11 protein-coding genes are annotated in these 13,674 nt (G+C 60.8%); 10 read left to right on the top strand and 1 reads right to left on the bottom strand.

The annotated features are described in order from the left end of the window. Positions 1 to 28 precede the first annotated feature (28 nt). On the bottom strand, positions 29 to 3,091 hold the full coding sequence (gene uvrA, locus ABID77_RS14815; RefSeq protein ID WP_429597247.1) for an excinuclease ABC subunit UvrA: 3,063 nt from the start codon (positions 3,089 to 3,091) through the stop codon (positions 29 to 31). 223 nt (positions 3,092 to 3,314) lie between these two features. On the opposite strand from uvrA, the gene ssb reads away from it, so the two are divergent. From ssb to ABID77_RS14765, 10 genes are all read left to right on the top strand, one after another. Then, positions 3,315 to 3,857 carry a single-stranded DNA-binding protein gene (ssb, locus tag ABID77_RS14810; protein ID WP_429597244.1) on the top strand — a complete coding sequence of 181 codons (543 nt, stop codon included), beginning with the start codon at positions 3,315 to 3,317 and terminating at the stop codon, positions 3,855 to 3,857. A gap of 703 nt (positions 3,858 to 4,560) precedes the next feature. Then, positions 4,561 to 6,000: an SAVED domain-containing protein gene (locus ABID77_RS14805; RefSeq protein ID WP_429597241.1), complete on the top strand. Its 1,440-nt coding sequence runs from the start codon at positions 4,561 to 4,563 to the stop codon at positions 5,998 to 6,000. A 2-nt stretch (positions 6,001 to 6,002) separates the two neighbouring features. Continuing rightward, positions 6,003 to 7,145 (top strand): SMODS domain-containing nucleotidyltransferase, encoded by a 1,143-nt coding sequence (locus ABID77_RS14800; RefSeq protein ID WP_429597238.1) that lies wholly within the window; start codon positions 6,003 to 6,005, stop codon positions 7,143 to 7,145. Next, positions 7,146 to 8,948, top strand: coding sequence for a ThiF family adenylyltransferase (locus tag ABID77_RS14795; RefSeq protein ID WP_429597236.1), 1,803 nt, complete (start codon positions 7,146 to 7,148; stop codon positions 8,946 to 8,948). Further along, a complete protein-coding gene (locus ABID77_RS14790; RefSeq protein ID WP_429597233.1) occupies positions 8,935 to 9,450 on the top strand; it encodes a Mov34/MPN/PAD-1 family protein in 516 nt (171 codons plus the stop codon). The genes ABID77_RS14795 and ABID77_RS14790 overlap by 14 nt, the downstream gene beginning before the upstream one ends. Positions 9,451 to 9,602: 152 nt before the next feature. Next, positions 9,603 to 10,259, top strand: a complete 657-nt coding sequence (locus tag ABID77_RS14785; RefSeq protein WP_429597230.1) for a hypothetical protein — start codon at positions 9,603 to 9,605, stop codon at positions 10,257 to 10,259. Positions 10,260 to 10,310: 51 nt separating this feature from the next. After that, on the top strand, positions 10,311 to 10,553 hold the full coding sequence (locus ABID77_RS14780; protein WP_429597227.1) for a hypothetical protein: 243 nt from the start codon (positions 10,311 to 10,313) through the stop codon (positions 10,551 to 10,553). Positions 10,554 to 10,680: 127 nt separating this feature from the next. After that, the gene (locus tag ABID77_RS14775) at positions 10,681 to 11,193 is read left to right on the top strand and encodes a hypothetical protein (RefSeq protein ID WP_429597224.1); all 513 of its coding nucleotides are present in this window, start codon (positions 10,681 to 10,683) and stop codon (positions 11,191 to 11,193) included. A 45-nt stretch (positions 11,194 to 11,238) separates the two neighbouring features. Next, positions 11,239 to 12,435, top strand: a complete 1,197-nt coding sequence (locus tag ABID77_RS14770; protein ID WP_429597221.1) for a hypothetical protein — start codon at positions 11,239 to 11,241, stop codon at positions 12,433 to 12,435. Between the two features lie 175 nt (positions 12,436 to 12,610). Next, positions 12,611 to 13,465 (top strand): DUF2971 domain-containing protein, encoded by an 855-nt coding sequence (locus ABID77_RS14765; RefSeq protein WP_429597218.1) that lies wholly within the window; start codon positions 12,611 to 12,613, stop codon positions 13,463 to 13,465. The last annotated feature ends 209 nt before the right edge of the window (positions 13,466 to 13,674 follow it).

The raw sequence follows: 13,674 nt of genomic DNA, 5'->3' as shown, positions 1-13,674 counted from the left end.
TGTCCCGACCCTCAGGACATCCTCGGCCTCAGTCCTCCGCCATTCCCAGCAGCCGCCGCAGGTACTTCCCCGTGAAGCTGTGCGGGTTCGCCGCGATCTCCTCCGGCGTCCCTTCCCCCACCACCGTGCCGCCGCCGGCGCCGCCCTCGGGGCCGATGTCGATCAACCAGTCGGCCGTCTTGATGACGTCGAGGTTGTGCTCGATCACGACGATGGTGTTGCCCGCGTCGCGCAGCTGGTGGAGCACTTTCAGCAGCAGTTCGATGTCGGCGAAATGCAGACCGGTGGTGGGCTCGTCCAGGATGTAGAGCGTGCGGCCCGTGTCGCGCTTGGAGAGTTCCAGCGCCAGCTTCACGCGCTGGGCCTCGCCGCCCGACAGCGTGGTCGCGGCCTGGCCGAGCTTGACGTAGGAGAGGCCGACGTCGAGCAGCGTGTGCAGCTTGCGTTCGATGGTCGGCACCGCCTTCAGGAACTCGTGCGCGGCCTCCACCGTCATGTCCAGGATCTGTGCGATGTTGCGGCCCTTGTACTGCACCTCCAGCGTCTCGCGGTTGTAGCGCTGGCCGTGGCAGACCTCGCACGGCACGTAGACGTCGGGCAGGAAGTGCATCTCGACCTTGACCACGCCGTCGCCCTGGCAGGCCTCGCAGCGCCCGCCGGCGACGTTGAAGCTGAAGCGCCCGGGCCCGTAGCCGCGCTCGCGCGCGGTGTTGGTCTCGGCCATCAGCTCGCGGATCGGCGTGAACAGGCCGGTGTAGGTGGCCGGGTTGCTGCGCGGCGTGCGGCCGATGGGGCTCTGGTCGACGTTGATGACCTTGTCGAAGTACTCGATGCCCTCGATCGACTCGTGCGCGGCCGGCTCCTCGTGCGCGCGGTAAAGCGTGCGCGCCACGGCGGCGTAGAGCGTGTCGTTGACCAGGGTCGACTTGCCCGAGCCCGAGACGCCCGTCACGCAGGTCAGCAGGCCGACCGGGAAGGCGACGCTGACGTTCTTCAGGTTGTTGCCGGTGGCGCCGACGACGCGGATTTCCTGCAGGTCGGTCTGCGACGCGCGGTGCGCCGCCTCGCGCGCGGCGCGGCGTTCGGCCGCCGGACTCTGCGGGAAACGCGAGGCCTTCTTCCCTTCGTTGAAGGCCGGCTTGGCGACCGCCGGCAGCCAGGCGGTGCGGTGGCGCGGCACCTCGATCCTGCGCGCGCCCGAGAGGTACTGGCCGGTCAGCGAATTTGGGTTGTCGCGCACCTGGGCGTAGGTGCCCTCGGCCATCACGCGGCCGCCGTGCACGCCGGCGCCCGGGCCCATGTCGATCACGTGGTCGGCCGCGGCGATCATGTCCTCGTCGTGCTCGACCACGATCACGCTGTTGCCGATGTCGCGCAGGTGCTTCAGGGTGCCGATGAGGCGGTCGTTGTCGCGCTGGTGCAGGCCGATGCTGGGTTCGTCGAGCACGTACATCACGCCCGTGAGACCCGAGCCGATCTGCGAGGCCAGCCGGATGCGCTGGGCCTCGCCGCCCGAGAGCGTCTCTGCGCTGCGGTCCAGGCTCAGGTAGTTCAGGCCGACGTCGTTGAGGAATTTCAGGCGCAGGCCGATCTCGCGCACGATCTTGTCGGCGATCTCGGCCTTGGCGCCGCGCAGGCGCAGGGTCTGGAAGTACGCGAGGCTGTCGCGCAGCGTGAGGTGGCTGATCTCGTAGATCGCCTGCTTCGACGACGCGGCGTCGTCGACCAGGAACACGTTGCGCGCCTCGATCCGCAGCCGCGAGCCGCCGCAGTCCGGGCACGGCTGCAGGTTGCGGTAGCGCGCGAGGTCGTCGCGCACGGTGGTCGAATCGGTCTCGCGGTAGCGGCGCTCGAGGTTGGGGATGATCCCTTCGAAGGGATGCTTCTTCACCAGCTTGCGACCGGCCGACTGGCCCGACTCCATCGTGTAGTCGAACTTGATCAGCTCCTCGCCCGATCCCTGCAGCAGCACGTGGCGGACCTCGGCGCGCAGCGATTCGAAGGGCGCGTCGACGTCGAAACCGTAGTGCGCGGCCAGGCTCTCCAGCATGCTGAAGTAGTAGCCGTTGCGGCGGTCCCAGCCCTTGACCGCGCCGCTGGCCAGCGAGAGCGACGGAAAGGCCACCACGCGCGCCGGATCGAAGAACTCGCGGTGGCCCAGGCCGTCGCAGCTCGGGCAGGCGCCCACGGGCGAGTTGAAGGAGAACAGGCGCGGCTCGAGCTCGGCCAGCGAGTAGTGGCAGATCGGGCAGGCGAACTTGGCGTTGAACAGGTGCTCGCGCGGCGCGGCCGGCAGGCTCGTCGGCGTGGGCGTGCCGCCGTCGGCCGGCGCGTCCATCTCCACGGCCAGCGCGCGGCCGTCGGCCAGGCGCAGGGCGGCCTCGAAGCTCTCGGCCAGGCGCTGCTGCATGTCGGGGCGCGCGCGCAGGCGGTCGATGACGACGTCGATGTCGTGCTTCTCGGTCTTCTTCAGCTTGGGCAGGTCGTTGTATTCGTAGGTCGCGCCGTCGACCCGGAAGCGCACGTAGCCGGCGGCCTGCATCTCGGCGAACAGCTCGACGAACTCGCCCTTCTTCTCGCGCGCCACCGGCGCCAGGATCATCAGGCGCGGCTCCCCGGGCAGCGCGACGACCGCGTCGACCATCTGCGAGACCGTCTGGGCCTGCAGCGCCAGGTGGTGCTCCGGGCAGAACGGCGTGCCGGCGCGGGCGAACAGCAGGCGCAGGTAGTCGTGGATCTCGGTGACGGTGCCCACGGTGGAGCGCGGGTTGTGGCTGGTGGCCTTCTGCTCGATGCTGATGGCCGGCGACAGGCCCTCGATGACGTCGACGTCGGGCTTGTCCATGAGCTGCAGGAACTGCCGCGCATAGGCCGACAGGCTCTCGACGTAGCGGCGCTGGCCCTCGGCGTAGAGCGTGTCGAAGGCCAGGCTCGACTTGCCCGAGCCCGACAGGCCGGTGATCACCACCAGCCGGTTGCGCGGGATGTCGAGGTCGACGTTCTTGAGGTTGTGGGTCCGCGCACCGCGGATGCTGATGCGCTGCTGCGCGAGCACGGCGCCCAGGTAGGCGTGGTCTTCAGGAGCGGTCACGGGCGGGGGGGAGGGAAAGAAGGAACTGGAAGGCAACCGAGCATGATAAGTGCCGGGTTCCGGCCGTGCCTGTCGTCGTCCATCCCGACCTCCGCAGGCCACGGACTTGGCCGATCGCGCCCGATCCGTGCTCGCGCCGGGTTGACTTCCGGGCCTGCGGCACAATCTTCGTCCTTCCCCTTTTTCCTTCTCCTCCACTCCATTCATCAGGAGCAGTGCACCCATGGCATCGGTCAACAAAGTCATCCTCGTCGGCAACCTCGGCCGCGATCCCGAAACCCGGACCTTCCCCAGCGGCGACCAGGTCTGCAACGCCACCCTGGCCACCACCGACAAGTGGAAGGACAAGCAGAGCGGCGAGATGCGCGAGGCCACCGAGTGGCACCGCCTGGTGTTCAACGGCCGCCTGGCCGAGATCGCCGCGCAGTACCTGCGCAAGGGCTCGCAGATATACGTCGAAGGCCAGATCCGCACCCGCAAATACCAGGACAAGGACGGTGTCGAGAAGTACGCCACCGACATCCGTGTCGACCAGATGCAGATGCTGGGCAGCCGCCAGGGCCAGGGCGGCCCGTCGGGCGGTGGCGAGGACGAGTACGGCGGCGGGGGCGGTGGCGGTGGCTACGGCCAGGGCGCCGGTGGTGGCGGTGGCGGCTACTCGCGCCCGCCGGCCGCGGCGCCCCGCGCACCGGCGGCGCGCCCGGCACCGGCGCCGGCGAAGTCCTCCTCGGGCTTCGACGACATGGACGACGACATTCCGTTCTAACCCCGAATTGGAAGTCTTTTTGTGGGTAGAGGCCCGGTTTTCCCCATGGGGCCCGGGCTTTTTTCTACCCACACTATTTTTCACCCTGTCAGCTTTGGTACTTATCCCTGACTTGCTCTTTAGTTTCTTCTTTTCTTAATTAGAAGAGAGAGGGGACGCCGCGGTGTGGGCAACTTCTGTACGCAGAAGTTGTCCATGCCTTTAAGGCGGGGGAGAGAGACTTCTCTCCCCCTGCTTGCGCTGTGCGCACGTCTCAATGGCTAAAAGGTCGCCGAAAAGGAACGACAGAAGATTTCGGTTTTCGCACGTCTTCCGGCTGAGCGGCTGGCGGGTGGGTGCGAGAAAGAACTCTTGGAACTGTTTTAATCTACAGTGTCACTGCACTGATTGCGCGCACCGCCGGGCGGTCTGACGAACTGTTTTCCGGTGCCTATCTTTGCCTCGAAGTTCTGTAATTATGCCGAGGATGGTCCTACGGCCGTGTTTAACTGAGTATCAAAGCTTGAAATACTGATTGGCCATCCCCAAATCTGAGCGGTCCGTATATGCGTAACTCTCGACGGTGAATTTCTCGCAGTGTCTAGCCACTCGGCTGCACTGAGCGGGATCGAATAAGACGGAGGAGCAATTGGCAAATGCGTTGGAGCCAAGTTGGAACGGGAACGACTACCAGACTCGATTTTTTTGGTATCACGCGACCGCTTTGGGCGATGACGAGCAGTCGCACGTCGTCGAGGTGACCTTCGAGGCGAAGGAACCGAAGGGTTTTGATGACGTTGTGGTCCGCTATCGGGCACCGGGCCGGCCGATAAGCTCGCAGCTCGGCCGAATCGCCGTCGACTTCCATCAGGTCAAATTCCATGCGGTTCAAGGCGGCCGCTTCGGCTACGAGGACCTTGTCAAGCCTGAGTTCATCAATGCCAAGGTCAGGTCGCTTCTTCAAGGACTGAGAGACACGAAGAAGACGGTCGAGAAGGACGCGGCGTTCTTCTTGGTCACGACCGATCGGGTCGCAGATGAAGATCCATTGGGAGAGATCCTCTCAACCAAGGACCACTCTCTCCACCTGGAAAAGCTCTTCGGCAAAGGTGGCGATCGCAGCAAGTTCGGACGGATTCGAAAGCTCTGGCGCGAGCACCTGGAGCTTGCAACGGACGACGAACTGCGAGAAGTCCTGCAAGGCTTTCACATCAGGCAGATGCCTCGCTCCCTCGATGATTTGCGTGAAGACGTCAACATGAGGCTTCAGCTGATCGGGATGGTCACATGCCGCGAAAGCATGGACTTCCGCTACGACCAGATCGCGCGCGAGCTCTTCAAGAAGAGGCAGAACTGCCTGAATCGAGAGCAGTTTGCGCAGCTGTGTCGCGACGAAGGTTGGCTTCGGGTCGATTCGAAAGACGTCGAAGCCATGCTGAACGTCTCCCTCAGATCGTTCGCAGACGTTTTTCCCGAGCATCTCGACGCTGCACCTCAGAACGCTCTTTCGCTCGTCGACGTGTTCGAAGGAAGGCATCTTTCGCCCGGGCAATCCTGGGCGATGGCCGTGCAGGCACCAGTCGAGAAGTTTTTGTTGGAAGTCCGCCAGCGGACTCAACGCATCCGCCTGCATCTCGACGCCCATCTGTCCATTGCGTTTCTCGGTGGCTCGATCTTCAACACGAAGTCGGGCACCACTGTCGAGCTCGTACAGAAGGGGCGTACAGGCTTGTCGATCTGGCGTGCAGACGACGGCAAAGCGGGACCATCCATCCCCGTCGCCACTCACGTGACTGGCAATGGCGATGACGTGGCCGTCGTGGTAAGTCTCTCGCGGGACGGTCTCAAGGACGTCATGGAGTATGCGGCGCAAAACCTCCCGAGGGTCGGTCGGTTTCTGCATGCCAAGCTGCAAACCGGTTCTGGCCAGATGAGCGTTGTCGGCGGCGCGCATGCAGCCACTCTCGCGGACACCGTGGTTGACGCCGTCCGCGAACATCGGCCTCCGAAAGGCGCCTCCACGCATATCTTCATCGTCGGTCCCAACTCGTTTGCCTTCTATCTGGGACAGCACGCCGTGGCGCTTGGCGCCTGCGTACTCTACGAGTTCGATTTCAACAACACGGGCACCGGTTCGTACCAGCCAAGCATCACCATTGGATAGCCATGGAACTCAATCCACAGTTCAGAGACTTTTTGAGCAACATTCGGCCGACCGATCGGCAGAAGGAGGAATGGCAGACCGGTGCGCGAACCCTGCGAAACCGGCTCAGCAACGACGCGAAAATGAGCAAGCTCATCGTGTCTACGTTCCTGCAGGGAAGCATTCGCCGTTCGACGGCGATCCGACCCGTTGGCGACAAGCGACCCGATGTAGACATCGTCGTCGTCACCAACATCGACTACAACGACACCACGCCCAAGCAAGCGATGGATTTATTTGTGCCTTTCCTCGATGAGCACTACCGCGGCAAGTGGGAGCCGCAAGGCCGTTCCTTCGGCATCGTGCTCTCGTTCGTCGAGCTCGACCTGGTCATCACCTCGTTACCGGTGGACCAGCGCTCGCGTGCGATGGAAGACCTGTATCGGTCGCAGTCGGTGCTCAATGATTCCACCCTGGAAGACGATTCGACATGGCGCCTGAATCGATCCTGGACTCCTTCGGGCGGTGGGCTCTTCCCTTCAACGGTCTTGACCGAGGATGCGCCGGAGTCGGACTGGAAACCCAATCCTCTTTTTCTGCCGGATAGGGATGTCGGGAACTGGGGTCGTACCCATCCTTTAGCTCAAATTCAATGGACTGCGGCTAAGAACCGGCGCTGCAACAAACACTACCTCAATGTCGTTCGCGCGCTGAAATGGTGGCGCCAGACCAACATCGAGAAGCTGCCGAAGTATCCCAAGGGCTACCCGTTGGAGCATCTGATCGGCAATGCCCTGACCGACGGCACCGCCAGCACGGCTGCAGGTCTTGTCCAAGCACTTGAAACGATCCGCGACCGTTGGGCGGCCATGGTTGAGCAGGGTGAAAAGCCCGTCCTTCCAGACCATGGCGTGCCCGAGCACGACGTCCTCAAGCGGTTGAGTGTCGAAGACTTCGCAGCGTTTCACGAGGCTGTGTCGGGCGCTGCTGAGCAGGCGCGTGCCGCCTACGACTCCACCGACGCTCAGGAAAGCGCTCGGCTATGGCAAGCCCTTTTCGGATCGAAGTTCCCTGCGCCGGGTCCTCAAGGCGGCGATCGCCCGCGCGACGGTTTCACGCAACCTGCGCGACCGGCCGACCCGCCGCCCACGCAACGCTTTGCCTGAATGGGCGGCTCGCAGACGTCTCCAGAAGCGCTCGTCATATTTTTTGAATGGCTGGCTGAGCAATCGAGCGTTGCAGTGCAGGGGGATTGGGTGTGGCGCGATCAATTTAAGGAATGGTCGCTCCCGATAAGCGTTCGCATCGAAGGCAACCCATCACCGCACGTCGCTCGCGAAACGCTTTGGCATCTGGTCTTGCGTTCGGAAGGTTCGAGCGTGGAAGTGAAGTTCTACCCCGACAAGCAGGACGGGGTCACAGTCACCTTTGCCCACCAGACCTACAACGGTGCCGGAGATGTCAAAAGGCCGTGGCGCGACGGTCATCCCTGTCTTGATCTTCCGCTGGCGAGACTCGGTAGGGTGTCGTGGAATGACGAGCCGTCGGCCATTTTGCCGCGACTTCAATGGCATTTGAATCGCCTTGTGAAATGGGTTGAAGCTGCCGCCGCCGGTGAGCTGACGCAAGCGGGTGACCCTTTGGAGCTTCCCGATCTTCGTGATCGCCTGGCCGCTGGCGTGGTCGGCTTTCGGGAACTTCCCGAACAACTGGAACGCATGGCAGGCGAAGAGGAGTTGTGGGGCTACGCTTGGCTGACTCCAGTGCCCGACGCTGTGAAGACATGGGTCATCAGCGAACGCATGAATCGAGCGGGGACTACGTTGGAGCGGGTCGAGTGGACCTCGGCAATCCCTCGCAGGCGAGACTCGATGCCTGCGCCGGCCGTTTGGTTACGCCTTGCTGAACTCCCAGTGTTGGAACCTTGGCGTCGACCTGAAACTTGGCAAGAACTCGACCGCATCGTTGCAGCCCAAGGCATCGATCTTTCAGCTGTTCTCGTGAGAGCCGGCATCCGCTATCGCTCCGAGCGGAAACGACGCAAGGCCTATCGCCTGCTGTTGTGCTTCCCCATGGCCGAATACGTCGGTGAGGCGCCCACCAGGATGCATTGGCTCGCCATCGCCGACGTTCCCCTCACGGAGAAGCTCGCGAAGCGTAACGGCTTCAAACCCTCGGAAGCGAATCACCGGCGGTGGGACGGCGAGATCGCTGGGTCGGCCGAGGCTTTGCGTTGGCAGCGCACCATGAATTGGGCGCCGGATCAGCTGCGCACGCGTGGCGAAGCGCGCGCAGACGTTCGTGGCAAGCGACTCCTGATCATCGGTGCGGGGAGCCTCGGCGCCGCCGTTGCGGACAAGCTTCTTCGCATGGGCGTCACCGACATGCGCATCCTCGATGGCGAGCGCCTGGAGGTAGGAAACCTGAGTCGTCACATCCTTGGGTTGTCGGATGCAGGTCATAACAAGGCAATTGCCTTGGCACGGCACCTGAATCTGTCCATGCCGGATGCAAATGTCGAGGGAATTGCTGCAGATTTTCCGCCGGTGGATGCTCAGACAAGAGCCTTGGTCGATGCGTGCGAAGTAATCGTCGATTGTTCGGCTGAGGATGCCGTGCTCGATGCCTTGGCTTCATTTCCATGGACGAGCGAAAAGAAATTCATCTCGCTATCCATGGCTTGGCGTGCCGACGGTCTGCTCGCGTTCAGCGCCAGCGAGGCATCGTTTCCGGCGCTTGATGCTCGCAGCCGCTTCAGTACGGCGCCCGTGCCGGCAGTTGACTTCGGCGAGGCTCGTTCAGAGGGCATCGGATGCTGGCTTCCCGTATTTCCGGCCCGCGCCGACGATGTGCATCTTTGGGCGTCGATTGGGTGCAAGTTCATTCAGCAAACGATGTCGAACTCAGAACGGCGCTTCGCGTATTTTCGACAGTCAGAATCAGGAGAGGTCGAACGTGTCGAAACCTAAGCCCTTTCAACGATTTGTGGACGGCACAGCCGGGCGGTTTGAGGTCCTGGTCGACGACCCAGCCCTGCGCGCCATGGTCCAGGCGTGCAAGCGCGCTGGCTCGAAAGAAACGGGCGGCATCCTCATTGGCCGGTTACAAGGCGATGGTCGAATCGCCTCGGTGTGCGAAGCGACCGAGAAGCCCGCAGACTCGTCTGCCGGATGGACGTGGTTCCAGCGGGGTTCGCATGGTTTGAGAGGCCTGCTCGTCAAGCGATGGGAGACGGGCCTGCACTACCTCGGTGAATGGCATTTTCATCCTGGCGCAGGATGTCAACCAAGCGGTGCGGATCTTTCCGCCATGGCCGCCATCGCATTGGACGAGCGATACGCATGTGCCGAACCGATGTTGATCATTCTGGGAGGGCGTCCGCCTGACGCCTTCCAGCTTTCGGTCACCGTATTCCCTCGTGGGGAGTCGACCATCGCTCTCTCCGGATGCCCCCTTTCACGCTTCAAATAATCGAAAACTCGTGAAGCGCGCGCAGTTGCTCAGGCGACAATTTCTCGGGACGCTGAGGTTCCCGTTGGGGATCCGGACGCGGGTTGGAATTCCTTTCGGTTACTCGCATCATGGGCTCTGTAAGGCGGTTCACGCCTATCAGCCATGCTGGCATGGGCGTCGCTACGCTGTTCCTGAGAGCAATGCATGCCCTAGCCACCCCACCGTTCGAAAAGCCTAGTGCTTCCGGCGCGAGCTCGCATCACAATTACGTGTACAACGAACTTTCACTGAAGGAGCGCGGCATGTGCGACTCCAAGACAGAAGAAAAGATTGAAGTCTTGAGCAGACAAGTCACTTGCCAAGTTCCGGAGCACTGGGGAAAGCTGCCGCTGACGAGGTTCTTCGATCTGGCGACTGACAACACCTATGCAGTGTTCGCTGCCCATCCGGAGTGGCTCTTCGCGCTCGAAACCCTGGATGACTTTCTTACCGAAAGAGCGCCCACGATATTCCATGAGCCCAGCGCCGATCTTAGAGTTTCGTGTCAGCTCTACATGCGCACTTTTGCTATCTTTCGTGCTGCTTGTCGATTGGCGCTGGCGGGACAGCTCTTTGAAACTACCATCTTGGCTCGCAGCATCATCGAATGCGCAGTCTACGCTTGGGCCTGCGGTCAATTGGAGGTGCATCGAACGGCCTGGGAGCAGCGAGCCGACGGTCCGGATCAAATGAAGCTGGCCAAGGAAGCTTTCAAATGGTTTCGCCTGATGGCAAATCTGCAGGAAGCCAACGTCAACCCGACCTTGATTCAGATCATCCAGGAGTAGTACAAGCGGACGATCGAAGATGGCGCCCATCCGAACGTCGAAGGCGTACAAATGAGCGTTGAGCACGCTGGCGTGGCAGATGGGCAGATCCAGATGAAAAGCATCTTTCTCCACGGGGAAGAAGGCACGAAGATGGCCGTGATGCTTATCGTCAGGGTGATGACGCTAGTGTATGGATTGATGGACCACACGGGAACATTGCCCTACCGCCTGCGAATTTTGGGTATCGATCAAGACTTCGAGGCGCAGCGAAGGCGCATGCAGGCAATTCTGGACGGCCTAGATTCCGCTTAAAAGATAAATCGGGTGAAAAGCGAAGCGAGGAGATGATCAGATGTTCGATGGACCTTGGGAGACTTGTTGGTTCGTACGCGGGCTAGACCCGGGTCAGTGTGCGTCGTGGGTCCAGGCATGGGGTAGCGTGATCGCAATCATCGCTTCGGTGATCATTGCCCTCTGTGTGCAGAGCCTGGAGGCGCGCCGCGCGCGCGCCGCGAGACTCGAGGAAGAGGTGCGACTCCTGAAGATCATTGGTCAATTTGTCTTTGAAGTGCGGGCGAAGCTTCGCGACATTGATGAACACGATGTTCCCTACCTTCACCACAAATGGGTCGCGATCGATGAACCAATTGCAAGTTTGAGAGCGATCGCTTTCGACAAGTACCCGTCTGAGCGGCCGGCATTTGCCGTAGCGACTTCGTTGACCAGCTATCGATTCCTGCGCGAAGCGCGCGAAAAGGTTGGGCAGACAGCGGGAACCGCGAATGAAGCGCGCCACATCGATGAATCTCGTCGTCATGCCAGGGATGGCTTCTTCCGCGCGGAACTCGAGATCCAAGCAGCGCTTGAAGCGCGCAAGTCGTCGCTGCCGCAGGTGCAGATCGATTTCGACCGAGGTGTCGCCATCCGCACGCTTATCCCTGACCCGGTGTGATGCGAGTTCCTCAAGGTCGAACGACTAAAAGCAGGAAATATTGACATGCTGGTTATGAGAGTGATCGGCGACTGCCCGGGATGTGGCGCCAAAGACGCGTACGGCAACGTATCCGTTACCGATGACCACGTGCTCAGAGGCTGCAGGCGCTGCGACTACCAAGCCTGTTCCTGGCTCCCCTCCATCCAAAAAAAGGTCATCTACCTCGACCAATTCTTCTTTTCGGGTGCGATGCGAGGACGCGATGCAAGATTCGAGGATGTTGCAAATAGGGTTCGGCGAGCGTGCCATCTTCAGCTCCTGATCGCTCCGTATTCGTCCGTGCACGAGGATGAGGCCCAGCAGTGGCGAGGCCATCTCGGCATGACTAACGCTCAACTGGTTGAATTCATCAAAGACACGGCAAGAGGCGCTGAGTTCGAAAAAGACTATGCCGTGGAACACGCTGAAGTGTTTCGGGCTTGGCAAGCTTTTCTTGATCGCAGACCAGCTGAATACACCGTGGACAGGAACGACGGACTTCAGGTGAATCTGACTCAGTGGGACGACTACTTTCGGATCGACGTCGGCGGGTACTTTCGAGACATCGAACTTAAGCGGCGATTGAAAGCCGAGTCAGTCGAAGAGCTGCTCGGCGTCCTCGACGCATGGCGAGCCTCCAAGCGAACGTTCGAGCAAGCTGTCGCACTGGAGATCGGCGAGGCCGGCAGGCAGTATCTTGATTTCTACATCACCAAACATCGGCGGCTCGCGCAGGGTGACTTCACCGCTGCCATCGACTCGCCAATTTCCTCGAATGTCGTTGAGCAGATGATGCACTGGTTGCCGGAAGACCAGTCCGTTGTCGACAAGCTTAGAAGATGTGCCGAATTTTTTGGTTCAGAGCACTTCTCCAATGTGCCCAACCACTGGATCTACTCGCACATGTTCGCCACGCTGAAGGAGATCTTGAAGGCAGGAGGTCTGACGAACCCGGACACGGCTCGCAAGACGCTGACTGGTGCTTTCGAGGACATCAGGCACATCTCGCTTTATGCACCGTACTGCGACGCGATAGTGATCGACAATTTCATGGCGGATCTCGTTTCCAGGCCCGGCATCCGGCTGGAGCAAAGGTACGGCGTGAAGGTGTTCAGCTTGAGCAGCTGGGACAGACTGATCACATGGCTCAACGAACTCGAAGCAGGCATGAGCGCCGAACACCGGGCCGGCATCGAGGCTGCTTATCCATCGGCCCGCTGAAGCTTGCGGGTCGAAATGCAAATGCCCGGGCGACGTCTGTTCCTGGATCCAGATGAGGCGACGTTCGTCCAGGCCTTCATGGAGAAGGCTAGGTCAAGGACACTTGGAAGCGCGGCCACCGGACGTTCATGCTCGCCTTTCCGCGCCCGTATGCCTAGACACAAGAAACCATCGCATGTCCCAAATAGACCTTGCATCGCTTAACTACGAGCCCGGCGCCGACGAAAAGCTATATCACTACTGTCCTGCCACCTCGTTCTGGGCAATCTTGAATAGTCGTACCTTCTGGCTATCCGCCATCCACTCCTTGAATGACAGTAGTGAACTACAGTGGGGTCGAACGCTCGCAGCGAGGGTGCTTGCAGATGACATTATTGAGTTCAAGGCTGATTTCAGGTTCGCCGTGCACAGCACTTTCTCATCGGCAGATAAAAATGTCTTACCGGTTGTATTTTCGCTGTCGCGAAATGGTGACCTGCTTAGCCAATGGAGGGCGTACGCGGGGGATGCAGACGGGTTCGCGCTCGAACTTGACGCAACGCGGCTACAGACAGCTTCCGCAGTCAACATGAAGACAGTCTTATATGACCAGCGCGAGCAGGAAGCGCTAGTCCGCTATAGCCTTCAGAGTTTTGCAAATTGGTGGAGGAGGGATGAAAAGGCTGCAAAAATGGCGGTGATGGAGGTGCTTCCATCATTCGCAATGGACCTTCTTTCATTGAAGCATCCCAGTTTCTATGAGGAGCAGGAAGTGCGAATGGTCCGACTGCTCGTTCGGGACGGCTCGTCTTTTGTCGACCCTGGTGGAACTCTGGCATCAGGCCCGGCTCCTGCATTGCCTATCCACTCAAGGAGTTCCAGAGGCATTGAGGCACCTTACATCGCGCTCCCTATTGACATGGCGGACCTAGTTACCGGGATTGTCTTAGGGCCCAAGAACTCGATGCTGCCACACGAGGTCAACGCCAAGTTGGCGGAATGCGGGCTTCCTAGAGTTCGTGTCTGGAAGTCCACATCACCGTACCGCTGAGCGTGTCGTGCAGTGGGGACGCTGGGCAGAGGCTTAAACCATGAGCGGGTATGACGGGCCGGCCGATAGCCAAATTTCAGTGCGGGGTGACGGGCGTCTGCAATGCCTACGAGCCGGGCAGAAATGGTTCAAATGTTTACTGCTGTGAACCGAATTGGCTGAGACCTGATTAGCCGACGGTCAATGGATCGCGTCGCCAGCACCGATAG

The organism is Variovorax sp. PvP013, from assembly GCF_050435945.1.
Lineage (GTDB): Bacteria > Pseudomonadota > Gammaproteobacteria > Burkholderiales > Burkholderiaceae_C > Variovorax.
The sequence above is the reverse complement of the archived record's forward strand: the minus strand, read 5'-3'. Positions and strand labels throughout refer to the sequence as shown.